The following is a 24879-nucleotide window of genomic DNA, read 5'->3' on the forward strand; positions in this document are numbered from 1 at the left end:
GCAAGCCGCCTCATTGCGAGGCGGCTTTGCCCGTTACCTTGAACAACCACTTCGCCAAGTCGTCCACTTCCGTCCGGCTCACACCGTGGCCCATTCCCGGGTAGGCGTGGAAGTCAGCCTTTATCCCCACCTTGAGCAAGGCATCGTTGGCCGTCGTGGCATCTGAATACGGCAGGATCGGGTCCGCCGTGCCGTGGCCGATAAACACTGGCAGGCGATCAAGCCCTGGCACCGGCGCGAGCTGCTCACGCAACCCCGCATTGAGCTTGCCGCTCAGCGCCGCGATGCCGCCGACCGCTTGCGGGTGCTGCAACGCCAATTGGTAACTCATCATCGCACCCTGGCTGAAACCCACCAGGTAGATGCGCTCCGGGGCCACCTGATACTTGCGCCCGGCCTGCTCCACGAAACTGCGCAACCGCTCGAGGCTGCGATCGATATCCTCTTGCACGCCCTCGTACGGTCCGTTGCCGGCCGTCTTGTTGAACCACTGGTAGCGGCCCTCGTCCAGTGACAGCGGGGCGCGAACCGAGAGGTAGGTGAAGTCCGGGAACAACCGCCCGTGCAGCTCGAACAGGTCCTCCTCGTTGGCACCATAGCCATGCAAGAAGATCACCAGCGGCTCGGCCCTGGGGTTGGCCCCGGCCTGGGCAAGGTATTTGAGCGGCAGGTCGGTTTGCAGCACCGGCTGGGCATGGGCGAAGGTCGCCAGCAAAGGCAGTAACAGAACAGCTAACCATTTCACGGCAATAGGCTCCTCGTGCGGGATTGTCGGCACAGAGGGTAGCACTACCGCCTCGGGCCTATCGCTGCCGCTGGCCAGTAGTACCCAGAAGCGTAGCGCTATATAGTTCACTGCATAACGCCAACCGATACAGGACGTCTCATGCGCTCACCTCGCCTCTTCCCCCTTTCTTTGCTCACCCTGGCCAGCCTGCTCAGCGCCAACGCCTTCGCCGATGACGTGCAGGTGGCCGTGGCGGCGAACTTCACCGCCCCGCTGCAGGCCATCGCCACGGCTTTCGAGCAAGACACCGGGCACCATGTGCTGGCGTCACCCGGGGCCACCGGCCAGCTCTATGCCCAGATCAAGAACGGCGCGCCCTACGAGGTGTTCCTGTCGGCGGATGACACCACCCCGGCCAAGCTGGAAAGCGAAGGCGATGTGGCCAAAGGTTCGCGCTTCACCTACGCCATCGGCACCCTGGCGCTGTGGTCGGCCAAAGAGGGGTATGTCGACGACAAGGGCAAGGTGCTCGAGGGCGGCAGCTACCAGCACCTGGCGATCGCCAACCCGAAAGCCGCGCCCTATGGCCTGGCCGCGACCCAGGTGCTGGCGCATCTGGACCTCACCGCCGCCACGGCCGGCAAGATCGTCGAAGGGCAGAACATCACCCAGGCGTTCCAGTTCGCCCAAACCGGCAACGCCGAACTCGGCTTCGTAGCGCTGAGCCAGGTATACAAAGACGGCAAGATCACCTCCGGCTCCGCCTGGGTGGTCCCGCAAAACCTGTATGACCCCATCCGCCAGGACGCGGTAGTGCTGACCAAAGGCGAGCACAGCGCCGCGGCCAAGGCATTCGTCGATTACCTGCGCGCGCCAAAGGCCGCCGCGATCATCAAGTCTTACGGCTACACCCTCGATGCTCAGCGCCAGTGACTATGGCGCGATCTGGCTGACCCTCCAGCTGGCCAGCCTCACCACCTTGCTGTTGTTACTGGTCGGGCTGCCCATTGCCTGGTGGTTGGCCCATACGCGCTCGGCCTGGCGCGCGCCGGTCAGCGCGGTGGTCGCCTTGCCGCTGGTGCTGCCGCCCACGGTGATTGGCTTTTATCTCTTGCTGCTGATGGGGCCACACGGCTGGCTTGGCCAGCTTGCCAGCACCGTGGGGCTGGGCACTCTGGTGTTCACCTTCCCTGGCCTGGTGCTGGGGTCGGTGGTGTACTCGCTGCCCTTCGTGGTGCAGCCCTTGCAGAATGCCTTCGAAGCCATCGGCGATCGCCCGCTCGAGGTGGCCGCCACCCTCGGCGCCTCGCCGCTGGATCGCTTTTTCACCATCGCCCTGCCCCTGGCCCGGCCCGGCATCTTGACCGCGAGCGTGCTGGGCTTCGCTCACACGGTGGGCGAATTTGGCGTGGTGCTGATGATCGGCGGCAATATCCCCGATAAAACCCGGGTGGTTTCGGTGCAGCTGTTCGATCACGTGGAAGCGCTGGAATACACCCAGGCCCATGGCCTGGCGGCGCTGATGGTGGTGTTTTCGTTTGCCGTGCTGCTGGCGCTGTACCGCCGCCGCGCGCAGCCTCGGAGGGGCGCTGAATGAGCCAGGCCATAACGCTGCGCCTGCGCCTGGCCCGCCAGGGCTTTTCCTTGGGCTTGCACCTGAACCTGCCCGGCGAAGGCGTGAGCGCGATCAGCGGGCCCTCCGGCTCCGGCAAAACTACCGTGCTGCGTTGGCTGGCCGGGCTGGAGCGCGCCGATGAGGGATTGATCGAGGTGGCCGGGGAAACCTGGGAAAACACCACCCTTGGCCACTCGTTGGCGCCGCATCGGCGGCCGATCGGCTACGTGTTCCAAGAGCCGAGCCTGTTCCCGCACCTGAGCGTGCGGCAGAACCTGGTATACGGCTGGCGCAGGCTACCCACGAAGCAACGCACGCTGAACATGGACAACCTGTGCCGCACCCTAGGTATCGAGCAGTTGCTGGATCGGCGCCCGGCGGGGTTGTCCGGTGGCGAGCGGCAACGGGTCGGCATTGCCCGCGCCTTGCTCCGCGCGCCGCGGCTGCTGCTGATGGACGAACCGCTGGCGGCGCTGGATAGCGAGCGCAAGGCGGAGATCCTGCCCTACCTGGAGCGCCTGCGCGAAAGCCTGGCGATACCGATGATCTACGTCAGCCACTCCACCGACGAGATCGCCCGCCTAGCCGATCACCTGGTACTGCTCGATAGCGGCACGGTCACTGCCAGCGGCCCGCTGAACCAGCTGCTGGCCCGCCTGGACCTGCCCTTGGCGCGCAGTCTCGATGCGGGGGTGGCCATCGAGGGCGAGGTGGTGGGGTTTGACCCTCGCTGGCAATTGCTGCACCTGAGCCTGGGGCTGGGCCGCGCCACACTTCGCGTGGCCCACGCCGAACGGCCCCTGGGCAGCCGCCTGCGGGTACGGATACAAGCACGGGATGTGAGCCTGAGCCTCGACCCACACAGCCAGAGCAGCATCCTTAACCGCTTGCCGGCGGTGGTCGTCGAGCAAACCGGAGACGACACCTGCGCAGACGTCATGCTCGCCCTGGATTGCCAAGGCATACCGCTACTGGCCCGGCTCACCCGTTACTCGCTGGCACAGCTAGGGCTGCGCCCGGGCTCGGCAGTGTGGGCGCAGATCAAGAGTGTGGCGGTGCTGGCCTAACGTGAACCCCTGTTGTTGCAACCCTCCAGAACCGCAACTGACGAGCTTTACCGGCCCGACGAGAGTCGTAGGAGCTGGCGCTAGCCTGCGAACCCCAGGCTGGCCTAACGTAAACCCCTGTTATTGCAACCCTCCAGGACTGCAAATTGACGGGCTTTGCCCGCCCGACGAGGGTCGTTGGAGCTGGCGCTAGCCTGCGAACCCAAGGCGGGCCCGACGTAAACCCCCGTTGTTGCAACCCTCCAGAACCGCAAATTGACGGGCTTTGCCGGCCCGATGAGAGTCGTAGGAGCTGGCGCTAGCCTGCGAACCCCGGGCGGGCCCGACGTAAACCCCCGTTGTTGCAACCCCCCAGGACCGCAAATTGCCGGGCTTTGCCGGCCCGATGAGAGTCGTAGGAGCTGGCGCTAGCCTGCGAACCCCAGGCTGGCCTAACGTAAACCCCCGTTGTTGCAACCCTCCAGAACCGCAAATTGCCGGGCTTTGCCGGCCAGACGAGGCTCGTAGGAGCTGGCGCTAGCCTGCGAACCCAAGGCGGGCCCGACGTAAACCCCCGTTGTTGCAACCCCCCAGAACCGCAAATTGCTAGGCTTTACCCGCCCGACCAGGCTCGTTGGAGCTGGCGCTAGCCTGCGAACCCCCAAGCATGGCGGGGTTGCGAACTGGCAGGCCTCTTACGAAGGTTCACTCAACTCAGGGTCCAGCTCGCTGTCATCGGCACCGGCTTCGTCCAGCGGGTCCTTCGCCGGATCGAAGCCGGTGTCGTTCAACTCCACTGGATCGCTGGGCGCATTGAGGGGCCATTCGGGGGTTGGGTTGGGGTCTGCTTCATTCGCTGACATCGTGGATTTCCCTGCCGGTGCTCTGGATTTCAATGGTAGTGATGCCCATCAGCTGGGCCTGGTCCATCACCTCTTGCGGCGAGGCATCGGCCGCGGGCATCAACATGCTGTTCTCGCCGTCGCCGTAATGAATCAGCAGCAACCTGAGCGCGGCCACTTCAGGAGGAAGCTGAGCCTGGTCGTACTCCAACTCCTGCTGCCGGGGCTGCTCGTTGTACAAGTAGCTGACCCGATGACGGAACAACCGCTCGCCGGAGGCGGCCTGCGCCTGCGGCGGGTTGGCGTCCGCGCTGGGCTGGCCGTCGGGTACGGACAGGTCAGGGGTCTGCACACCGCCCTTGTAGTGCGGGTTGATATCCATGCTGCGGCTCCGGTTCGGTAGCGATTGCCAATGGACCGCCCGCTTCTCCCGCAGTGCCCTCGGCGGGACCGATGGCATTCACCCCTGGCGCAGCTGCACCCAGGTCGGCGCGTGGTCGCTGGCGTGGGGCTGGTCGCGCACCCAGCGGTCGACGCCTGCGGCTTCCAGCCGCGGTGCCAGGTCCTGGCTGAGCAACAGGTGGTCAATGCGCAAGCCGGAATTGCGCTGCCAATGCTGGCGGAAGTAATCCCAGAAGGTGAACACCGGCTCGTCCGGGAATTGTGCACGCAAGGCATCAGCCCAGCCCTGATCGAGCAGGCGTTGGTAACAGGCGCGGGTTTCGGGCTGGAGCAGTGCGTCCTTGCGCCAGGACTTGGGGTTATAGATGTCGGCATCCGTAGGCACCACGTTGTAATCGCCCGCCAGCACCACCGGGTGGCCGCTGTCGTAAAGCCCTTGGGCATGGGCGATGAAGTGCTCGAACCAGCGCAGCTTGTAGTCGAACTTCGGCCCTGGTTGCGGGTTGCCATTGGGCAGGTACAAGCAGCCGACCACGATGCCCTGCACGGCTGCCTCCAGGTAGCGGCTATGGGTGTCGTCCTCGAACCCGGGCAAGCCCCGGCGGATCTCCAGCGGTTCGCTGCCACGAGAGAGAATCGCCACCCCATTCCAACTGGCCTGGCCATGCCAGATAGCCGAATACCCCGCCGCTTCGATGGCTTCCCGCGGAAAGGCCTGGTCGGCCGCCTTCAGCTCCTGTAGGCAAACGATATCCGGCGCTTCCTTGGCCAGCCAGGCAAGCAAGGCGTCCAACCGAGCGCGGATGCCGTTGATGTTGAAGGTGGCGATTTTCATAGGCGGGCTCCTTGGGCTTTCCAATGGGACCGGCACCCTGCCATGAGGTTTTATATATAGATGAAAATGCTATTTCCCTCGCTGCTTATTCCTCAATATCGTGGCGCCACCGGTCCACCGGACATCGTTTTCCTTTTTCTTTCGATGCCGGGGCGTGCCTCGTCATCGCCTGCGAGGTCAGTGTGACTACCCCTAACACACCCTTATTGCCGCCTGGGCTGGACACAGCCCCTGCGCTACTACCCGCTCGCGTACTCAAAGATGACGCCGAGGCCTTACAAGTGGCCCGTGAGTTCGCCGCCTATGCCGCCCACGAGGCGTCACTGCGGGATCGTCAACGCCGCCTGCCCTGGGCGGAACTCGAACGCTTCACCGCCAGTGGCCTGGGCAGCATCAGCGTGCCCAAGGCCTTCGGTGGGCCGGGCGTCAGCCATGTGACCATCGCTGAGGTATTCAAGATCATCTGCGCGGCGGACCCCGCGCTCGGGCAGATCCCCCAGAACCACTTTGGCATCCTGCGGGTGCTGGAATTGACCGGAACGCGCGAGCAACAGCAGCACCTGCTGCGCACGGTGGTCGATGGCTGGCGCATCGGCAATGCCGGCCCCGAGCGCAATAGCCGGCATACCCTGGAACTCAAGGCACGCGCTCACCGCGAAGGCGACCATTACCGGATCACCGGCGAGAAGTTCTATTCCACCGGCGCCCTCTTCGCCCATTGGATCACCGTGAAGGCCTTGGACGACGAGGGCCAGCAGGTCCTGGCGTTCGTGCCCCGTGGCACCCCGGGCCTGCGGGTGATCGACGATTGGTCCGGCTTCGGCCAGCGCACCACGGCCAGTGGTACGGTGCTGCTGGATAACGTGGCCGTGCCTGCGCAGAACGTGGTGCACAACGGCGTGCTCAGCCAGCGGCCCAATACTCAGGGCGCCTACGCACAATTGATTCAAGCGGCGATCGACGCCGGCATCGCCCACGCCGCGGTCGCCGACACCATTGCCTTCGTTCGCGAGCGCGCGCGCCCCTGGCCCGACGCGCAGGTTGAAGCAGCGCGGCTGGAGCCCTATGTGATCGCCGAGGTAGGCCGCTTGCAGGTCGAGCTGCAAGCCGCCGATGCCTTGCTTGAGCGTGCCGCCAGAACCCTGGATGAAGCAGCCCTTGCGCCGGTGGATGCCGAAACCGCCGCCCGGGTATCGATCGCCGTGGCCGAGGCCAAGGTGCTGACCACCGACATTGCCCTGCAGGCCAGCGAGAAGCTTTTCGAGCTGGGCGGCAGCCGCGCCACCCTGGCCGAGCACAACCTCGACCGCCACTGGCGCAACGCCCGTGTGCATACCCTGCATGACCCGGTGCGCTGGAAGGTCCACGCCGTAGGCAACTACCACCTCAACGGCACCCACCCTGCCCGCCATTCCTGGATCTGACCCATGACCACCGCAACCCTTGCACCTCCCGCGGCGCCCGTCGAGGCAGCGCTGATCCGTACCGATGCCCAGGCCCTGGAAGTGGCCGACGCCCTGGCCCGCGAGTTCGCCACGGGCGCCGCCCAACGTGACCGCGAGCGGCAACTGCCGAACGCGGAACTGGAGCGTTTTTCCGCATCCGGCCTATGGGGCATCACCGTGCCCCGCCGCTTCGGCGGCGCGGACGTTTCCAGCGCGACGCTGGCCAAGGTCATCGCCCGTATCGCCCAAGCCGACGGCTCGCTGGGGCAGATCCCGCAGAACCATTTCTATGCCCTCGAAGTGCTACGGGTGAACGGCAGCGAGGCCCAGCAACGGCGGCTGTTCGCCGAAGTGCTGCAAGGGCGCCGGTTTGGTAACGCCCTGGCCGAATTCACCACCCGCGACAGCGCCCAGCGCACCACACGGCTGCGCCAGAGCCCCAGCGGCTGGTCCGTGCAGGGGCAGAAGTTCTACGCCACCGGCGCGTTGTTCGCCCAGCGCGTACCCACCTCGGTGGTGGACGACCAGGGGGTGCAGCAGCTCGCCTTCCTGCCCCGCGAGGCCCATGGCTTGCGCGTGATCGACGACTGGTCCGGCTTTGGCCAGCGCACCACCGGCAGCGGCAGCGTGGTGCTCGACAACGTGCAGGTGTCGCCCGAGGACGTGGTGCCCTTCCAGGCATCGTTCGAGCGGCCGACCAGCGTGGGCCCTTTCGCGCAGATTCTTCACGCCGCCATCGACATCGGTATCGCCCGCGGGGCCTATGAGGCGACCCTGGCCTTCGTGCGGGAACGTGCACGGCCCTGGCCGGACTCAGGCGTGGATGCAGCCCACGAAGACCCGCTGACGATCAGTGAGATCGGCCGCGTGGCGATCCGGCTGCATGCCGCCGAAGCGTTGCTCGAACGCGCCGGCGGGCACCTGGACATCGCCCGTGCCGCCGCCGATGCCCAGAGCGTGGCCGACGCGTCTCTGGCCGTGGCGGCTGCCCGCGCGCTGGGCACGGACGTGTCCCTGCTGGCTGGCAACAAGCTGATCGAACTTGGCGGCGCGCGCGCCAGCCTGACCGAGGATGGCCTGGACCGCTTCTGGCGCAATGCGCGGGTGCACACCCTGCACGACCCGGTGCGCTGGAAATACCACGCCATCGGCAACTACCACCTCAATGACCAGTTGCCGCCGCGCAAGGGTTACCTCTAAAAGGAGCCTTCGATGGCACTCAAGCAGGTTTTGCTCAACGCGTTCAACATGAACTGCGTGGGCCACATCAATCATGGGCTGTGGGCCCACCCCCGGGATCGCTCCAGCGAGTATCACAGCGTGGAGTACTGGACCGACCTGGCGCGCCTGCTCGAACGCGGCCTGTTCGATGGCTTGTTCCTGGCCGATATCGTGGGCGTGTACGACGTTTACCAGGGCAACGTGGACCTTACCCTGCGCGAGAGCATCCAGTTGCCGGTCAACGACCCTCTGCTGCTGGTATCGGCCATGGCCGCGACCACCCGGCACCTGGGCTTTGGCGTGACCGCCAACCTCAGCTACGAGGCGCCCTACCTGTTCGCCCGGCGCATGTCCACGCTAGACCACCTGAGCCGTGGCCGCATCGGCTGGAACATTGTCACCGGGTATCTGGACAGCGCCGCCCGTGCCATGGGCCGCGCCGGGCAGGTCGATCACGACCGGCGTTACGACCAGGCGGACGAATATCTGCAAGTGCTCTACAAGCTGTGGGAAGGCAGCTGGGCCGATGACGCCGTGGTGGTAGACCGTGAACGCCGGGTGTATGCGCGCCCCGAGCGTGTACGCCCGGTGCATCACAAGGGCGAGTTCTACCAGGTGGACGGCTATCACCTGAGCGAGCCCTCGCCGCAGCGCACCCCAGTACTGTTCCAGGCTGGGGCTTCGGCGCGCGGCTCGCGCTTCGCCGGCGAGCACGCCGAGTGCGTGTTCATCATGGGCCAGGACCGGGACAGCGTGCGCAAACAAGTGGCGGCCATCCGCGCCGCTGCCGCCGAGGCTGGGCGCGATCCGGCGCAGGTGAAGATTTTCATGGGCATCACGGTGGTGGTGGGGGCCACCGACCAGGAAGCCCGCGCCAAGCACGCCGAATACCTAAGCTATGCCAGCCCAGAGGCCGGCCTGGCCCACTACGCGGCTTCCACCGGGATCGACCTGTCGCGCTACGGGCCGGACGAGCCGATCCGCCCCCAGCAGACCAACGCGATCGAGTCCGCCGCCAAGGCACTCACCCGCAACGGGGACTGGACGGTGCGGCGGATACTCGAACAGAACGCCTTGGGCGGCCGCTATCCGGCGCTGGTCGGCGGGCCATCGAGCGTGGCCGAACAACTGCTGGCCTGGATCGACGATACCGGGCTGGATGGCTTCAACCTCACCCGCACGGTGACCCCGGAAAGCTATGAGGACTTCATTCGCTGGGTGATCCCGGAGCTGCAAAGCCGCGGCCGCTATAAAACCGCCTATAGCGAAGGTAGCCTGCGGCACAAGCTGTTCGCCGCCGGGGACCGCCTCGCGCCAAGCCATCCCGGGGCCGGCTATCGGTTCGCTTAGTGCTGGTTCGCAAGCGACCGCTGGCTTCTACATGGGTCGCGCCGTTAAACGCGCCGCGGCCCTTGCCACGCATTCGGCCCTGCGCACCACCGCCGGCGCCACTGCCTTGCGTTGTGCGGCCAGCACTGCGGCAGGGGCCGTGTGGGGATGGCCGGCGTCGAACGGGGGCGCGGGGGCGTATTCCAGGGCGAGCTGTGCCCGCTGCGCCTGCTCCGGCCCCAGCCACTCGGCGGCAATCGTCAGGGCAAAGTCGATGCCTGCCGTAACGCCGCCGCCGGTAATCAGCGCGCCGTCCATCACCACCCGCTCATGCGAGGGCACAGCGCCGAATGCGCCCAGCAACTCGTGGTAAGCCCAATGGGTGGTCGCGCGACGCCCCTTCAAAAGCCCGGCAGCACCTAGCAGCAGTGCACCCGTGCACACGGAGGTCACGTAGTGCGCGGTGGCGGCCTGCCCGCGAATGAACGCCAGGGTCTGCTCGTCTTCGAGCAAAGGTTCCACGCCACTGCCGCCAGGCACGCACAGTACGTCCAGGGGCGGGCAATGGGTAAAGGTCGTGGTGGGTTGCAGCGTCAGGCCGCCGCTTCCAACGACTGGGGTCAAGTCCTTCCACACCAAGTGTTGCTGGACGGTGCCGAGGGTAGCGAACACGTCGAAAGGGCCTACAAGGTCCAGCGGCTGGACCCCAGGGAACACAATGAAGCCAACCGTCATAGCCATGGGGGTGCTCGTTCAAGGAGATGGAAGCACCACCCTATCGCGTTCACCCACCGGCCCCACGCCAGCAGCCGGCAGAAATCCGCCAAACGCCCCAGCGCATCGCTAGCTGCGTTCCCCCCCTGGATCAGCGGGCTGCGTTGCAACCTTTAGGGGTGGTGGCCTGGATGGCCTGGTCGATCAGTGCTGTCGGCGGCCACGGCTTGGGCATGAAGGCGATGCCTTCGAGGCCTTCCGGGGCCTCCGTGTAGTGGCCAGACATCACGATGATCGGCAATTCCGGGGAGGCGTCGCGGACCTTCATGGTCAATTGCGCGCCATCGATCTGGCCCGGCATCCGAACATCGGTGATCAGCAGGTTCACTTTCAAGCCGTTGTCGAAAGCCTTCCAAGCATCATCGGCCGTTGCATAGTCGACGGTTTCAAAGCCCACCTCGTGCATGAGCTCACACACGAACTCTCTGATAAGGGGCTCATCCTCGACGACCATGACCAAGGTACGGCGCTCGGTTGGGCTGGCAGCGTTGGATTGAAATGGGGCGTTGAGCATCGTTCATGTCCTTGGCGTTGATCTGGGCACTACCGCCCATATCTCCTTCGTCAACCAGAAGCCAGGATGATTCGTACCTGGGGTTACACGATTCGACGGACGGTAGTTGTTCCGTTCACTTCAGCATTCCTTGCGTACCAATTACTTATGGCGGTTTCGGCCGCTTGAAGCGCAGCGCAACAAAAGCCTGACGTGCGCCGCCAGCGGAGCCGGCGCGGTTCCTGCACATCCTCGGTTGTGACCAGGGCCAGCTGCAGGCCATTCAGGCATCCGCTGCTCAGTTTCATCACATTAAAGGTTTCAGCCCGCTATGCTTTGGTGTTTGCCTTACCCGCTGCGGAGAACTTCAGCATGACCAAGACCTTTACCTATGCCGCGCAACACGCAACGGACGCGCTCAAGCCCTACATGATCGAGCGCCGGGCGCCCGGCGCGGATGACGTGCAGATAGAAATCCTTTACTGCGGCGTGTGCCATTCAGACCTGCACACCGCCCGCAACGAGTGGAAAAACAGCCTGTATCCGTCGGTGCCCGGCCATGAAATCGTGGGCAGGGTCAGCGCGGTGGGCGGCAGCGTCACCCGCTTCAAGGTGGGCGACCTGGCAGGCGTGGGCTGCATGGTCGACAGCTGTCAGCACTGCGCGGCCTGCGCCGAAGGCGACGAGCAGTACTGCGAGAACGGCTTCACCGGTACCTACAACGGGCCGGTGTTCGGCGGCGAGAACACTTACGGGGGCTATAGCGAACGCATCGTGGTGAAGGAGGCTTTCGTGCTGCGTATCAGCCACACTGAAGCGGACCTCGCCGCCGTCGCTCCATTGCTGTGCGCGGGCATCACCACGTATTCACCCCTGAGCCACTGGAAGGTTGGGCCCGGCAAAAAGGTCGGCATCGTCGGCCTGGGCGGGCTTGGCCACATGGGGGTGAAGATCGCCGCGGCCATGGGCGCCCACGTGGTGCTCTTCACGACCTCCGAGAGCAAGCGCGAAGACGGCCTGCGCCTGGGCGCCAAGGAGGTGGTGGTGTCGCGCAACGGCGAGGAGATGGCCGCTCAGGCCAACAGCCTGGATTTCATCCTCAACACCGTGGCCGCTCAGCACGACCTGGACCCGTTCCTCAACCTGCTCAAGCGCGACGGCACCATGACCCTGGTGGGCGCGCCGGAGCACCCTCATCCGGCGCCGACGGTGTTCAACCTGATCTTCAAGCGCCGCAGCCTTGCCGGTTCGCTGATCGGGGGCATCCGCGAAACCCAGGACATGCTCGACTTCTGCGCCAAGCACGGCATCGTTTCGGACATCGAAATGATCGACATCCAATACATCAACGAGGCCTACACCCGAATGCTCAAAAGCGACGTGAAGTACCGCTTCGTCATCGACATGGCAAGCTTGGCCAAGGACGCCGCCGCCTGATCCACCGCTGGTGAACACCCACGGCCCGGCGCTGTTGCAGGGCCGTTCTTTTCCGGAGGCCGCCCATGAAGATCATCAACGCCCGCTTGCGCCACCTGCCAGGGCTGCACACCGTGGCATGCGCCGCTGAGCGCATACACAGCATCACCGCGCAGGCAGCGCAGGCCCTGGCCCAGCCTGGCGACCTCGACGCTCAGGGCCTGCTGCTGATCCCGCCGCTGGTAGAGCCGCACATTCACCTGGATGCGGTGCATACCGCCGGGCAGCCGCGCTGGAACCAGAGCGGCACGCTGTTCGAAGGCATCGAATGCTGGAGCGAACGCAAGGCCACCATCACCCATGAGGACACCAAGGCCCGCGCCCATCGAGCCATCCGCCTGCTGGCCGAGCATGGCATCCAACACGTGCGGACCCACGTGGACGTGACCGACCCCAGCCTCGCCGCCTTGGGAGCGCTGCTGGAGGTGCAGGACGAAGCACGCGAGCTGATAGACCTGCAGATCGTGGCCTTCCCCCAGGAAGGGATCGACTCGTTCACCAATGGCCGGGCCCTGATGGAGCGAGCGATCGACATGGGCGCCAACGTGGTGGGCGGCATCCCCCATTACGAACACACCCGTGAGCAGGGTGTGAGCTCGATCCGCTTTTTGATGGACCTGGCCGAGCGCCGGGGCTGCCTGGTGGATGTGCACTGTGACGAAACCGACGACCCGCACTCGCGCTTTCTTGAAGTGCTGGCGGAGGAAACCCGCGCCCGCGGCATGGGCGCCCGGGTCACCGCCAGCCATACCACGGCGATGGGCTCCTATGACAATGCCTATTGCTCGAAACTGTTCCGCCTGCTGAGGCTGGCCGGCTTGAGCTTTGTGTCGTGCCCAACGGAAAGCATTCACCTGCAGGGGCGTTTCGATACCTTCCCCAAGCGCCGCGGCATCACCCGCATCGCCGAACTGGACCGCGCCGGGCTGAATGTCTGCCTCGGCCAGGATTCGATCCAGGACCCCTGGTACCCGCTGGGCAACGGCAACATCTTGCGGGTGTTGGACGCGGGCCTGCACATCGGCCACATGATGGGCTACGAAGACCTGCAACGCTGCCTGGACCTGGTGACCGACAACAGCGCCCGCGCGCTGGCCCTGGGCGAGGGCTACGGCATCGCCCCTGGACGGCCCGCCAACCTGGTGCTGCTCGATGCCGAGAACGACTACGAAGCCGTCCGCCGGCAGGTGAAGGCGCGCTGGTCGATCCGCCAGGGGCGGCTACTGATGCAGCGCGAGCCCGAACGCGTGACGTTCATGTAGGCGCCTTCGGTTCCCGGGCGATGCCCGGTCCCACAGGGTTCTGCGCGGCGCTCTAGCTCGCTGTAGGAGCTGGCGAAGCCTGCGAACCGAGGGCGCAACTGGGTGCCTCCGTGGCGCCTCCGGTTCCCGGGCGATGCCCGGTCCCACAGGGTTCGGCGCGGCGCTCTAGCTCATTGTAGGAGCTGGCGAAGCCAGCGAACCGAGGGCGTAACTGGGTGCCTCCGAGGGCCTCCGGTTCCCGGGCGATGCCCGGTCCCACAGGGTTCGGTGTGGCGCTCTAGGTGCGCTGTAGGAGCTGGCGAAGCCTGCGAATCGACGGCGTAACCGGGTGCCTCCGAGGGCCTCCGGTTCCCGGGCGATGCCCGGTCCCACAGGGTTCGGCGTGGCGTTCTAGCTCATTGTAGGAGCTGGCGAAGCCGGCGAACCGAGGGCGTAACTGGGTGCCTCCGAGGGCCTCCGGTTCCCGGGCGATGCCCGGTCCCACAGGGTTCGGCGTAGCGTTCTAGGTCCGCTGTAGGAGCTGGCGAAGCCAGCGAACCCGAGGGCGCAACTGGGCGCCTCCGTGGCGCCTCCGGTTCCCGGGCGGTGCCCGGTCCCACAGGGTTCAGCGCGGCGCTCTAGCTCTTTGTAGGAGCTGGCGAAGCCTGCGAACCGAGGTCCAATTGGGTGCCTCCATGGGGCCTTCGGTTCCCGGGCGATGCCCGGTCCCACAGGGTTCGGCGCGGCGCTCTAACTCATTGTAGGAGCTGGCGAAGCCAGCGAGCCCGAGGGCGCAACTGGGTGCCTCCGTAGCGACTCCGGTTCCCGGGCGGTGCCCGGTCCCACAGGGTTCGGCGTAGCGTTCTAGGTCCGCTGTAGGAGCTGGCGAAGCCTGCGAACCCGAGGGCGCAACTGGGCGCCTCCGTAGCGCCTCCGGTTCCCGGGCGGTGCCCGGTCCCACAGGGTTCTGCGCGGCGCTCTAGCTCTTTGTAGGAGCTGGCGAAGCCTGCGAACCGAGGTGCAATTGGGTGCCTCCGAGGGCCTCCGGCTCCTGGGCGATGCCCGGTCCCACAGGGTTCGGCGTAGCGTTCTAGCACTTGAAGCGCCCGACCAATGCATTCAACTCATCGGAAATCCCATTCAAGCGGTCAGCATCAGCCTGGGCGGAGTGGGCCAGGCGTTCCACCAGCTGGGCATCGTTGTGAATCTGCGCGATGTGCCGGTTGATGTCTTCGGCCACGTGGTGTTGTTCCTCGGCGGCAGTAGCGATCTGGGTGTTCTGGTCGCGGATCGAGTCCACCGAGCCGCGGATTTTCTCGAAACTGTCCTTGGCCTGGTGGATGCGCGCCACGCTCGCCTGGGACATCTCCAGGCTGCTTTGCATCTGCCGGGTGACGTCCTGGGTGCGCCTGGCGAGATTGCCCAGCAGGCTGTCGATTTCTCCAGTGGAGTCGGCGGTGCGCCTGGCCAGGGCCCGCACCTCGTCCGCCACCACCGCGAAACCGCGCCCCTGGTCGCCCGCCCGGGCCGCTTCGATGGCCGCGTTGAGCGCCAGCAAGTTGGTTTGCTCGGCGATCGACCGAATGGTGTCCAGGATGGTGTTGATGTTCTTGCTGTCCTGCTCCAGCACCTGCATGGTCTGGGTGGATTGCTGCAGGTTCTCGCTCAGGTGCATCACGCTGCCGGTGGCTTCGCCGATGTACTGCTGGCCCTCGTGCACGTCCCGGTAGCCGGCGTCGGCGCTGGCTGCCGCCTGGCTGCAGGAGCGGGCCACTTCGTTGGCGGTGGCGACCATTTCGTTGAAGGCGGTGCTTACCAGCTCTACCGCTTCGCGCTGGCGGCCGGCGGCGTCGTTGATGTTATGGGCGACTTCCGTGGTGTCCACGGCGGCCTTCTGCAACGCCGAGGACGCGGTACCGATGCGCCGCACCAGCTGCGCGATCATGGTCAGGAACTGGTTGAACCAGCGCGCCAGGGTAGCGGTTTCGTCCTTGCCCTGGATGGCCAGGCTGCGGGTAAGGTCGCCCTCGCCTTCGGCGATTTCCTGCAGGCCGCCGGCAACACCGCGGATCGGCCGCACGATCATTCCGGCGAAGCTGGCGCCGATCACCGCGAACACCCCGGCGAGCACGGCGGCAATCACGGCGATCAGCCACGTCAGGTGCGAGGCTTTGTTCATCACTTCGTCACGTTTGATCAGCCCGATAAAGCGCCAGCCCAGCGCTTCGGAGGTGAGGGTATTGGCCATGTAGGGCACGCCGTTGATCTCGACCTCCGACACCCCATTGCCGCCGTTGGCCAGGGGCACGTATTCCGGGCCCAGGTCTGCCAGGGACTTGAAGTTGTGCTTGGCGTCGCTGGGGTCCACCAACACGTTGCCATTGGCTTCGGCCAGCATCAGGTAGCCGCTTTCACCCAGCTTGATGCGCTTCACCAGCTCGGTGAGTTGTTTGAGCGATACGTCCAGCCCGACCACGCCGAGCAGCTTGCCATTGGCATCGTTGACCGTGTGAACGCTGCAGATCAGCACCACGTCGTCTGGCGCCCAATAGTAGGCGGCCGTACGGGCGCCCCTGCCGGGAGCTTCCAATGCGGCCTTGTACCAAGGGCGCACCCGCGGGTCGTAATTGGCGAGCTTGGTGTCATCCGGCCAGCTGGCATACCCGCCGTCCTGCGTGGCAAAGGACAGGTAGGCGGTGGTGGGATGGCTCTTGGCGAAATCGTCGAATATCTGCAACAGCTGCTTGTTGGTTTCCGTGAGGGGAACCTGGGCGGCATCCGCGCCCATGTAATGCTTGAGGTCCTTGGCCGCCACGATGCGTGGATCCTTGGCCAGGTATTCAACGTTCTGGCTGATGGCGTCGAAGAATTGCTTCATGCCGTTGTCGATCTGGCGGATTTCTCGGCCGCTGCTGTCGACGAAATCGGCCAGCGCCGCCTCGCGCAGGTTCAATACGATGATCACCGCCACCAGCACAACCGGCAGGCACGCCACGATGGCGAAGGCCCAGGTCAACTTCTGTCTGATATTCATGGCTCGTCCCGCAGGTTTTTTATACGTGTTGAGTTCGGCACAACGCGCACGCCAGGTTTAGCGACAAAGGGATGAGGCCTACGCGTACTGCCCGGTTTATCGGCGGCCGGCGCAGCCACTAAAGAGCGTAGCGTTAGGATGTCGTTTTGGGAGGGTTGGATGTCGTTTCGTAGCAGCCCGGCTTGCCGGCGACCGTAAGGGTGTCGGCCCGCGAACTTGCCGGCCGATTGGCAATCTAGTAGGTGAACCGTTTTCGGAGCCCTGCCCCTGTGCCTCGCCTTGTAACCCTCTTGCTAGCCGCCCTGCTCGCCTTTCCCGCCTTCGCTGACACCCCCGCCGCCGAGCAACAACCGGCGGAAAAGGAAGTATTGGTGCAAGGTGGCTTGCTCGGCACCCTGACCTCCAGCCTCGACGACGTGCAAGACAAGCTCGACATCAACGAGCACCTGGTCGACACCTGGCGCACCCGTACCGATCGCGCCGCGGTCGAGGCCGGGCGCTTGTTCGACCAACAGTCGACCGCCTCGGGCTGGGCCATGACCGGGGACTTCCTGATCCTTACCCTATGCTGGATCGGCACGTTCTTCCTGCTCTACAGCCTGGCCCGGTTGGCTTGGTCGCGGGTGGGCCGGCGCGGGTTCTTGCACCGCAGGGCCCGTTTGCGGGAGGTCATGGGTTACCTGTTGCGCTTCACCGCGCCCGCCCTGCTGTGCTTCGGCCTGACCCTGTTGGTCAGCCATCACCTGGCGCCATCGGACGCCCGAGCGCTGGCGTTATGCCTGGCCTATGCGACCAGCAGCGGTATCTTCTCCACCACCATCATCTTGTGCGTGATCACCCTGTTCAACGTGGGCTACAAGCGTGCCGCGGTGCGGGTGCTGCGCCGTGCGGCCCCGGCGCCGCTGTTCGTCATAGGCTTTCTGGCTGCGCTGGGCGACGCCTTGACCAGTGGGCAGATCGCGCGCCAGCTGGGCAGCAACCTTACCGGCAGCATCGCGGTGGTCAGCGGCCTGGTGGCGACCTTTACCTTCGCCGCGCTGGTGTTGCGCATGCGCCGGCCGGTGGCGCACCTGATCCGCAACCGCGGCTATCACCAGCGCCATGAGCACCGCGCCGTGCAAGAAACCCTGCGGGTGTTCTCGGCGGTCTGGTACTTCCCCATCCTGTTGATGATCCTGGTCTCGGCGATCCACCTGATCGGCGCCGGCGAGCAGAGCCAGCAAGCCTTGCAACGTGCACTGATGAGCTCGGTGCTGCTGATCGCGGCGGTGTTCTCCAGCACCGTGATGCACCACGTGCTCAAGCCGCAGAACGGCGCCGACCCCGATCACGCCCGCCCCTATGTGGAGCTGCTGCGCAGCCTGGGCCATGCGCTATCGCGAATCGTGATCGCAGTGGCGTTCATCGAACTGTTCGCGCGGATCTGGGGCGTTTCAGTGCTGGAGTTCGCCGCGCGCAACAGCGTGGGCCGTGCCATCAGCAATTCGCTGAGCAGCATCGGGCTGATCCTGCTGGTGACCTGGCTGGTGTGGGTGGTGATCGACACCGCCATCCAACAAGCGCTGAAACCGGCCGTGGGCAGGCGCGCCAGCCGTCAGCCCAGCACCCGGGTGAAAACCATCCTGCCGATGCTGCGCAATGCCACCAAGATCGTGCTCGTGGTCATCGGCACCATCACTACCATGGCCAACCTGGGCATCAATGTCGCGCCCTTGCTCGCCGGTGCCGGGGTGGTCGGCCTGGCCATCGGCTTCGGCTCGCAGCAGCTGGTTCAGGACGTGATCACCGGGCTGTTCATCCTGATCGAAGACACCATCGCCATCGGCGACTGGGTAGTGCTGGACTCCGGCCACGCCGGCACCGTGGAAAGCCTGACCATCCGCACCCTGCGCCTGCGCGACGGCAAGGGCTTCGTGCACTCGGTGCCGTTCGGCCAGATCAAGGCGGTCACCAACCAGTCGCGGCAGTTCGCCAACGCGTTCTTCTCGGTGCAGGTCACCTATGACAGCGATATCGACACTGCCCTGGCGCTGATCCAGCAAGCGGCCGACCAAATTGCCGGCGACCTTTTGCTCAAGACCAACCTGCAAGGGCCGTTGCAGGTCTTTGGGGTGGACAAGATGGACCTCAATGGCATCACCCTGACTGCCCAGTTCCGCACCACCTCCGGTGGCCAATACGCCGTGGGCCGCGCCTTCAACGAGAAGCTCAAGAAGCTGGTAGACGGGGTGGATAACGTTCGCTTCGCTCAGTACTACCTGCCGCCGGTGCCGGCAACGGTCTAACGCGAGCCAAACACAACCCCTGGCAGGCGGGCCACTCGGCTATTACCATGGCAGCCCGCCCGCCCACAGAGACGCACTTCATGGCAAAGACCCTGCTGGTCCTCAATGGCCCCAATCTCAACATGCTCGGCACCCGGGAGCCCGCCGTGTATGGCAAGGAGACCCTCGCCGACGTCGAGGCCCAATGCCGCGCGGCCGGCGAAGGTCACGGGCTGCTGGTCGAGTGCCAGCAAACCAACCACGAAGGGCAGATGATCGACTGGATACACCAGGCCCGTGGCCGCGTGGCCGGTATCGTGATCAACCCCGGCGCCTGGACCCACACTTCGATCGCGCTGCACGACGCGCTGGTGGCCGCAGAAGTGCCGGTGCTGGAAGTGCACATTTCCAATGTGCACAAACGCGAAGCTTTCCGTCATCACTCCTACGTATCCCTGGTGGCGGTCGGCGTGATCGCGGGCTTCGGCACCCATGGGTACACCTTGGCCATCGAGCATTTCGCCAAGCTGCTTGGAAAATAAGCGCATCGGGCGGCATGATGGCCTTCGACACAGGCGCCCTGATCTAGCGGCGCCATCGGCTCGAAGTAGCGCTACGCTCTCGCTTACCCGTCCACGGGATCGACTCATGAACCAGCCCCCTGCTCCGCCGCCTCGCCCATCGCTTCGGCACAAAGTGCTCGGCGGCGGCACCGAACCGGACCCGCGCTTCACCCTCGCCAACGAACGGACCTTCCTGGCCTGGATACGCACTGCCTTGGCGCTGATGGCCGGAGGCATCGCGGTAGAGGCCTTCACCGCCCAAGTCTTCGCCGCCGATGCGCGCAAGCTGCTGGCGATCCTGCTGCTGTCGCTGGGGTTGATCCTCAGTGCCTGCGCCGGGCTACGCTGGCTCAAGGTCGAGCGCGCCATGCGCCACGGCCGCCCATTGCCGCTGCCTTGGCTGGTGCCTCTGCTGGCCATGGGCGGTGCGCTGGCGACCGCCGTGCTGTTGGTTTTCGTCGCGACGCACCCGGCATGAGCCCATCGGCCGGGCACCACAAGGACCTTGGCCTGCAGCCGGAGCGCACCTGGCTCGCCTGGCGGCGCACCCTGTTATCGCTGGTGGCTGTGAGTTTGCTGTTCCTGCGCTGGCTACCGCAGCACGGCCGCTTGGCTTTGGCGTTGGTAGCCCTGGCGTTGTCGGCGGCCGGGATGATCGCCGCCGGCCAACAACGCCGCTATCGGTACGGGGTCAGGGCCATCAACCAAGGCCGCGCGCGGCCGCCGGTCACAGAGGTGTGCGCGCTGGCACTGGCGTGTACAGGGCTAGGGGCATTGGGGCTTTACGTGGTTATCGCGTTCTAACGCTCCACCTCGGCCGGCTCGTTGGCCTCCCGCTCCGCATCCGCTTCGAATAGCCGCGCCAGTTCCGCCCGGGCTTCCTGGTTGCTCTGGATGACCTTGGCGGCGTCGTCATACACCCGGTGTTGGGCGCGCAGCACCGTCTCGTCGTGGGTTTTGAAGCGGCGGATGCGGGTTTGCGCCTGCGCTTCGCTCAAGCCCAGGCCGATCAACGCACGACGGCTCATTTCCAGGCTGGAGTAGAAGGTCTCGCGCACAGGCTCCGCGCCCAGGTCGGTCAGCTTGTGCACATGCTGGCGGTTGCGCGCCCTGGCGATGATCTTCATGTGGGGATACAGCCGCCGAACCAGCTCGGCGGTCTTGATGTTGGTGTCTGGATCGTTGGTGGCGATCACGAAGTACTCGGCCTGGTCCACCTTGGCGGCCCGCAAGATCTCCGCTCGCAGTGGGTCTCCATAGAACACCGGCAGGTCCGAGAAGCTGCGCGACAGCTCGATGCTTTCCACCGAGGTGTCCAGCGCGACGAAGGGAATTTTCTGCGCCCGCAGGATACGTGCCACGATCTGGCCCATGCGGCCCATCCCGGCGATCACCACCCGGGGCGCGTCCGCGTCGATCTGCCGATACTCCTCGGGCACCGGCACCGGGTGTTCGGCGCGCGCCAGCAGGCGGCCGGCCAGCAACAGCAGCAAGGGGGTCAACGCCATGGACAGGGTGATCGCCAGCACCAGCAGGTCGTGCAGGCGGTCGTCGAACAGGCCGCTGTCACGCCCCAGCTTGAACACCACGAAGGCGAACTCACCGCCGGTGGCCAGCACCAGCCCCAGGCGCAGTGCCGAGATGCCCGAGAGCCCGCCGGCATAGCGGCCGAGCAGCGCCAGCAACGGCAGCTTGAGCCCCAGCAGCAGCAGGGTGAGCCCAACCACGGTGACCGGCTCGGCCAGCAACAGCCCCAGGTTGGCGCCCATGCCCACGCTGATGAAGAACAGCCCGAGCAACAGGCCCTTGAACGGCTCAATCTGCGCCTCGAGTTCGTGCCGGTATTCCGAATCGGCCAGCAGCAGCCCGGCGAGAAACGCGCCCAAGGCCATGGACACCCCGACCTGGTCCATCAGCCAGGCGGTTCCGATCACCACCAGCAAGGCCGTGGCGGTGGACACTTCCTGTATCCCTGTACGGGCCACCGCGCGGAATACCGGCCGCAGCAGGTAGCGCCCGCCCACCACCACCACGGCGATACTGCCCAGCACCTGCAAGCCGTGCTCCAGGCTAGGCGCCGGGCGGCTGGCGGAGCCCCCGGCGAGCAGCGGCACCATGGCGATCAATGGAATGGCGGCGATGTCCTGGAACAGCAGGATGGCGAATGCCAGGCGGCCGTGAGGCGTATGCAGCTCACGCCGTTCGGCGAGGCTTTGCAGGCCGAAGGCGGTCGACGACAGCGCCAGGCCGAGGCCGAGCACCACGGCGCTGTTCCACGGTTGGGAGAAGGCGAACATGGCGACCGCACCGATCACGCAGCCCGTGAGGGCGACCTGGGCCAGGCCAATGCCGAACACGGCCCTGCGCATGACCCAGAGCCGCTTCGGCGACAGCTCCAGCCCGATGATGAACAGCAGCAGCACCACGCCCAGTTCGGACAAGTGATTGAGCGTCTGGCTGTTGCCCACCAGGCCGAGCACGGCCGGGCCGATGGCCACGCCGGCCAGCAGGTAACCCAGCACCGCGCCCAGCTGCAGCCGGCGCGCCAGCGGAACCGCCAGCACGGCCGCCAGTAGAAAGACCACGGCCGCGCCGAGCAGATTACCGTCATGCGGCATGGCGAATTTCTATCATCAGTCCCCTGGGCGCCCTATGGAAGAAATCACATGACGGATGACCGTCTCTATATCAAAGGGCTTGTCGAACACGGCCGTGAACAGTTCCGGGCTGGCGCGGCCGATACTGCCTTGTGCGCCGCTCATCAGGAACAGCGGCAAGCTGGCGAAGGCCGGCCTTTCGCGCACGGCACGGGCAAATTCCAGGCCGTCCATGACTGGCATCATGAAGTCGGTGATCACCAGGCTAGGGCGCTCGCGGTCCAGGACCTCGAGCGCCTTTCGACCGTTGCTGGCCTTGACCACCATGTACCCCTCGTCCTCGAGGGCAAACCCAAGGATATCGGCGATCAAATACTCGTCGTCGACTATCAGGATGGTCGTCATTTCAGATTGGCTCGATCAACATCAGTAGTGGCTTGTCGACGAGGCGCTGCCCGTCAGCACCGCCTCTGCCTGTTTGAATGCTTTTTTGAAGTCCAGCCCCCGTGCCCCGATCACGACCTCCAGAAGTGAAGGGTCGTAGACGCTGTCCCTGACCTTAAGAATGGTCATCATTCGCTTAAGTTCAGACGCGTATTCAACGAAACGCATGACGAAGATATTGTCCACCACACTGGACATATCCGGCATCGGCGAGTTGATTTCCGGGCCGATCAACCCGCGCATTTCACAGGTGACCAGAACCGTCACGCCGCGAGCGCGCAATTCGCCGGTGAGGCTGGCGAAGAAGTCGCTCAAGCGCGCCGGGTTGGTGGTCACCCGGGTCATGCCGCCAAGGCTGTCGATCAACACCCGCTTGATCCCATAGGTTTCCACCTGCTCGAGCAAGCGAGCCCCCAGGCCGTCGAGCAGCCCTTCGGTGGTCGGCTGCCAGCACAGGTGCAAGGCGCCGCTACGTTGCAACGGTTCCAGGTCGAAGCCCAGTGCGGCGGCCTTGAGCAGCAGCCGCTGGGGGCTTTCATAGAAGCCGAAATGCAAGGCCGGCGCTTCGGGCGTGCCCTGGGCGAGGAACTGGATACCCAGGGAGGTCTTGCCGACCCCCGCAGGGCCCATGGCCAGGGTCGCCGAAGCGCGGGCCAGGCCGCCGCCGATAAGGGCGTCCAGGCCTGGCACGCCGCTGCTGACCAGGGTTCGGTCGGCCGGGTCCTGGCGCGAAGGGTGGCTGTAGAGGCTTTCGAGGCGCGGGTAGACCACCAGGCCCTCGTCAGTGATCTCGCAGTCGTGCAGGCCGGACAGCGCTCCGCTGCCGCGGGTTTTGCGCAGCTGGATGCGGCGCACCGAGCGCGCGCCGATCAGCTCCTCGCCCATTTCGATCACGCCATCGACCATGGTGTGTTCCGGGCTGCCGTCGTCCAGGCGGGCGCTGGTCAGGAACAGCACGGTGCAGCCGGCGAAGGCGGCGTGGCCCTGCAACTCGGAAATGAATTTCTTGGTGTCGATCTGCGACTCGGCCTTGGTACGGGCATTGAGCAGGCCGTCCACCACCAGCACGGTAGCCTTCTGGCGGGCAATCTCCCGGCGCAGCAGCTTGACCACTTCATCGAGCCCATCGCTTTGCAGGGTGTCGAAAGCACTGACGAACTGGATCTGCTCCCCAATGCGCGATGGATCGAAGAAGCGCAAGGTGGACAGGTACTGGAACAGCCGTTCGTGGGACTCGGACAACAGCGTGGCGACCAGCACCTTGCCGCCATTGCGGGCATGGTTGAAGCTCAGCTGGTTGGCCAGGATGGTCTTGCCCGAGCCTGGCCGGCCCTGCACGATGTAGGAAGCCCCAGCCACCAGCCCCCCCTTGAGCAGTGCGTCAAGGCCCGCTATTCCAGTCGCAAGGCGTTTTAGCTGTTCCAAGATCAAACCTGCCTGTATGTAGTGAACGCGGTTCCGGCCAGGCACAGGTGCCTACCGGCCGATAGAGATGCGTGAATTCTATACCGAGCCGGGCGGGAACACACTAATACCACCCTTTCGCGCAAGAAACGGAGTGCGGGCGACGGTCGCCCCGGGCATGCTTGAGCGCATGAACTTTGCCAGCCATGAGCCTTTGACATGAGCACATCGCCTACCCCCGCCGTGCAGCGGCAGCGTCACCTGGAGACGGTGACCCAGGCCTGCCGACAGATCGAAACCAGCGAGCAGCCGCCCCGCCTGGACCAGTTGGCCGCCCAGGCAGGGCTCAGCCCGGGGCATTTCCAGCGGGTGTTCAAGGCCGTAACCGGGCTTTCACCCAAGGCCTATAGCATTGCCGCGCGAGCCCGCCGGGCCCAGGCCGAACTGGAAGCGGCCAGCAACGTGACCGATGCCATCTACGCGGCAGGGTTCAGCTCCAATGGGCGCTTTTATGAAACCGCACCGGCGCGCCTGGGAATGACCCCCAGCGCCTGGCGCAACGGCGGCGTCGGCACGGACATTCACTTCGCCCTTGGCCAGTGCAGCCTTGGCGCCATCCTGGTGGCGCAGAGCCCGCGTGGGCTATGCGCGATCCTGCTGGGGGACGAGCCGCAAGCCTTGCTCGACCAATTCCAGGACCGCTTTCCCCAGGCGCGGCTGATCGGCGCGGACCCCGCCTTCGAGGCGCTGGTGGCGCAAGTGGTGGGCTTCGTCGAGGCCCCTGGGCTGGGCCTGGGGTTGCCGCTGGACCTGCGCGGCACCTTGTTCCAGGAGCGGGTATGGCGGGCATTGCAGGAAATCGCCCTCGGCGAAACGGTCAGCTATGCCGAGCTGGCGCGGCGCATCGGCATGCCGACGGCGGTCCGCGCCGTGGCCCGTGCCTGTGCCGCCAACAGCCTGGCGGTGGCTATCCCTTGTCATCGGGTGGTGCGCAGCGACGGCGGCCTGTCGGGGTATCGCTGGGGCGTGGAACGTAAACAAGCCCTGCTGGCGCTGGAGGCGGCGATCCGGCCCAACTAACAGCGCCCACCGCAGTCACAAACGTACATCCCGTTGCGAACGAGCAC

At 65.5% G+C, this 24879-nt stretch carries 23 protein-coding genes; 13 read left to right on the top strand and 10 right to left on the bottom strand.

Features of this window, described 5'->3' with window-relative positions; all coding sequences use genetic code 11:
• Nucleotides 1-10: 10 nt before the first annotated feature.
• Nucleotides 11-745, bottom strand: a complete 735-nt coding sequence (locus OGL93_RS09950; protein WP_263262470.1) for an alpha/beta fold hydrolase — start codon at nucleotides 743-745, stop codon at nucleotides 11-13.
• Between the two features lie 141 nt (nucleotides 746-886).
• Here OGL93_RS09950 and modA point away from each other — a divergent pair, with 141 nt between their 5' ends.
• Genes modA through modC form a run of 3 tightly spaced genes read left to right on the top strand, consistent with a single transcriptional unit; the run spans nucleotide 887 to nucleotide 3409 of the window.
• Nucleotides 887-1660, top strand: coding sequence for a molybdate ABC transporter substrate-binding protein (gene modA, locus OGL93_RS09955; protein ID WP_263262471.1), 774 nt, complete (start codon nucleotides 887-889; stop codon nucleotides 1658-1660).
• Complete coding sequence (modB, locus tag OGL93_RS09960; protein WP_263262472.1) at nucleotides 1644-2324, top strand: molybdate ABC transporter permease subunit; 681 nt, start codon at nucleotides 1644-1646, stop codon at nucleotides 2322-2324. The genes modA and modB overlap by 17 nt, the downstream gene beginning before the upstream one ends.
• A complete protein-coding gene (modC, locus tag OGL93_RS09965; protein ID WP_263262473.1) occupies nucleotides 2321-3409 on the top strand; it encodes a molybdenum ABC transporter ATP-binding protein in 1089 nt (362 codons plus the stop codon). Before modB ends, modC begins: the two co-directional genes overlap by 4 nt.
• Nucleotides 3410-4083: 674 nt before the next feature.
• On the opposite strand, the gene OGL93_RS09970 is transcribed toward modC, so the two are convergent.
• The 3 genes from OGL93_RS09970 to OGL93_RS09980 form a co-directional block, all read right to left on the bottom strand.
• A complete protein-coding gene (locus OGL93_RS09970; RefSeq protein WP_263262474.1) occupies nucleotides 4084-4251 on the bottom strand; it encodes a hypothetical protein in 168 nt (55 codons plus the stop codon).
• Entirely contained in the window at nucleotides 4238-4612 is a 375-nt protein-coding gene (locus tag OGL93_RS09975; RefSeq protein WP_263262475.1) for a hypothetical protein, read from the bottom strand. The genes OGL93_RS09970 and OGL93_RS09975 overlap by 14 nt, the downstream gene beginning before the upstream one ends.
• A 78-nt stretch (nucleotides 4613-4690) precedes the next feature.
• Nucleotides 4691-5467, bottom strand: a complete 777-nt coding sequence (locus OGL93_RS09980) for an exodeoxyribonuclease III (RefSeq protein WP_263262476.1) — start codon at nucleotides 5465-5467, stop codon at nucleotides 4691-4693.
• 182 nt (nucleotides 5468-5649) lie between these two features.
• On the opposite strand from OGL93_RS09980, the gene OGL93_RS09985 reads away from it, so the two are divergent.
• Genes OGL93_RS09985 through OGL93_RS09995 form a run of 3 tightly spaced genes read left to right on the top strand, consistent with a single transcriptional unit; the run spans nucleotide 5650 to nucleotide 9483 of the window.
• The gene (locus tag OGL93_RS09985; RefSeq protein WP_263262477.1) at nucleotides 5650-6891 is read left to right on the top strand and encodes an SfnB family sulfur acquisition oxidoreductase; all 1242 of its coding nucleotides are present in this window, start codon (nucleotides 5650-5652) and stop codon (nucleotides 6889-6891) included.
• Between the two features lie 3 nt (nucleotides 6892-6894).
• Nucleotides 6895-8112: an SfnB family sulfur acquisition oxidoreductase gene (locus OGL93_RS09990; RefSeq protein WP_263262478.1), complete on the top strand. Its 1218-nt coding sequence runs from the start codon at nucleotides 6895-6897 to the stop codon at nucleotides 8110-8112.
• Nucleotides 8113-8124: 12 nt separating this feature from the next.
• Nucleotides 8125-9483, top strand: coding sequence for an LLM class flavin-dependent oxidoreductase (locus tag OGL93_RS09995; protein ID WP_263262479.1), 1359 nt, complete (start codon nucleotides 8125-8127; stop codon nucleotides 9481-9483).
• 27 nt (nucleotides 9484-9510) lie between these two features.
• Here the strand turns inward: OGL93_RS09995 and OGL93_RS10000 are convergent, their stop codons facing one another.
• Both OGL93_RS10000 and OGL93_RS10005 read right to left on the bottom strand, forming a co-directional pair.
• The gene (locus tag OGL93_RS10000) at nucleotides 9511-10203 is read right to left on the bottom strand and encodes a DJ-1/PfpI family protein (RefSeq protein ID WP_263262480.1); all 693 of its coding nucleotides are present in this window, start codon (nucleotides 10201-10203) and stop codon (nucleotides 9511-9513) included.
• Nucleotides 10204-10327: 124 nt separating this feature from the next.
• Nucleotides 10328-10750, bottom strand: a complete 423-nt coding sequence (locus OGL93_RS10005; protein WP_263262481.1) for a response regulator — start codon at nucleotides 10748-10750, stop codon at nucleotides 10328-10330.
• Nucleotides 10751-11101: 351 nt separating this feature from the next.
• On the opposite strand from OGL93_RS10005, the gene OGL93_RS10010 reads away from it, so the two are divergent.
• Together OGL93_RS10010 and codA are read left to right on the top strand one after the other, a co-directional pair.
• Nucleotides 11102-12166, top strand: a complete 1065-nt coding sequence (locus tag OGL93_RS10010; protein WP_276583483.1) for an NAD(P)-dependent alcohol dehydrogenase — start codon at nucleotides 11102-11104, stop codon at nucleotides 12164-12166.
• Between the two features lie 65 nt (nucleotides 12167-12231).
• Nucleotides 12232-13467 (top strand): cytosine deaminase, encoded by a 1236-nt coding sequence (codA, locus tag OGL93_RS10015; protein WP_263262482.1) that lies wholly within the window; start codon nucleotides 12232-12234, stop codon nucleotides 13465-13467.
• 1069 nt (nucleotides 13468-14536) lie between these two features.
• Here codA and OGL93_RS10020 read toward each other — a convergent pair.
• Nucleotides 14537-16480 carry a methyl-accepting chemotaxis protein gene (locus tag OGL93_RS10020; protein WP_263262483.1) on the bottom strand — a complete coding sequence of 648 codons (1944 nt, stop codon included), beginning with the start codon at nucleotides 16478-16480 and terminating at the stop codon, nucleotides 14537-14539.
• Nucleotides 16481-16770: 290 nt separating this feature from the next.
• On the opposite strand from OGL93_RS10020, the gene OGL93_RS10025 reads away from it, so the two are divergent.
• The 4 genes from OGL93_RS10025 (at nucleotide 16771) to OGL93_RS10040 (ending at nucleotide 20111) form a co-directional block, all read left to right on the top strand.
• Nucleotides 16771-18765 (top strand): mechanosensitive ion channel family protein, encoded by a 1995-nt coding sequence (locus OGL93_RS10025; RefSeq protein WP_263262538.1) that lies wholly within the window; start codon nucleotides 16771-16773, stop codon nucleotides 18763-18765.
• 80 nt (nucleotides 18766-18845) lie between these two features.
• Nucleotides 18846-19286: a type II 3-dehydroquinate dehydratase gene (gene aroQ, locus OGL93_RS10030; RefSeq protein ID WP_263262484.1), complete on the top strand. Its 441-nt coding sequence runs from the start codon at nucleotides 18846-18848 to the stop codon at nucleotides 19284-19286.
• 106 nt (nucleotides 19287-19392) lie between these two features.
• The gene (locus tag OGL93_RS10035; RefSeq protein WP_263262485.1) at nucleotides 19393-19785 is read left to right on the top strand and encodes a DUF202 domain-containing protein; all 393 of its coding nucleotides are present in this window, start codon (nucleotides 19393-19395) and stop codon (nucleotides 19783-19785) included.
• Nucleotides 19782-20111 carry a DUF202 domain-containing protein gene (locus OGL93_RS10040; protein ID WP_263262486.1) on the top strand — a complete coding sequence of 110 codons (330 nt, stop codon included), beginning with the start codon at nucleotides 19782-19784 and terminating at the stop codon, nucleotides 20109-20111. Before OGL93_RS10035 ends, OGL93_RS10040 begins: the two co-directional genes overlap by 4 nt.
• On the opposite strand, the gene OGL93_RS10045 is transcribed toward OGL93_RS10040, so the two are convergent.
• Genes OGL93_RS10045 through OGL93_RS10055 form a run of 3 tightly spaced genes read right to left on the bottom strand, consistent with a single transcriptional unit; the run spans nucleotide 20108 to nucleotide 23776 of the window.
• Nucleotides 20108-21925: a monovalent cation:proton antiporter-2 (CPA2) family protein gene (locus tag OGL93_RS10045; RefSeq protein WP_263262487.1), complete on the bottom strand. Its 1818-nt coding sequence runs from the start codon at nucleotides 21923-21925 to the stop codon at nucleotides 20108-20110. The two genes, OGL93_RS10040 and OGL93_RS10045, sit on opposite strands and share 4 nt — an antisense overlap.
• Nucleotides 21926-21940: 15 nt before the next feature.
• Nucleotides 21941-22309 carry a response regulator gene (locus tag OGL93_RS10050; protein WP_263262488.1) on the bottom strand — a complete coding sequence of 123 codons (369 nt, stop codon included), beginning with the start codon at nucleotides 22307-22309 and terminating at the stop codon, nucleotides 21941-21943.
• A 21-nt stretch (nucleotides 22310-22330) separates the two neighbouring features.
• Nucleotides 22331-23776 (bottom strand): ATPase domain-containing protein, encoded by a 1446-nt coding sequence (locus OGL93_RS10055; protein ID WP_263262539.1) that lies wholly within the window; start codon nucleotides 23774-23776, stop codon nucleotides 22331-22333.
• Nucleotides 23777-23971: 195 nt separating this feature from the next.
• On the opposite strand from OGL93_RS10055, the gene OGL93_RS10060 reads away from it, so the two are divergent.
• Nucleotides 23972-24832 carry a methylated-DNA--[protein]-cysteine S-methyltransferase gene (locus OGL93_RS10060; RefSeq protein WP_263262489.1) on the top strand — a complete coding sequence of 287 codons (861 nt, stop codon included), beginning with the start codon at nucleotides 23972-23974 and terminating at the stop codon, nucleotides 24830-24832.
• Nucleotides 24833-24879: the final 47 nt, after the last annotated feature.

Source organism: Pseudomonas sp. RIT-PI-S (assembly GCF_025642975.1).
Classification (GTDB): Bacteria; Pseudomonadota; Gammaproteobacteria; order Pseudomonadales; family Pseudomonadaceae; genus Aquipseudomonas.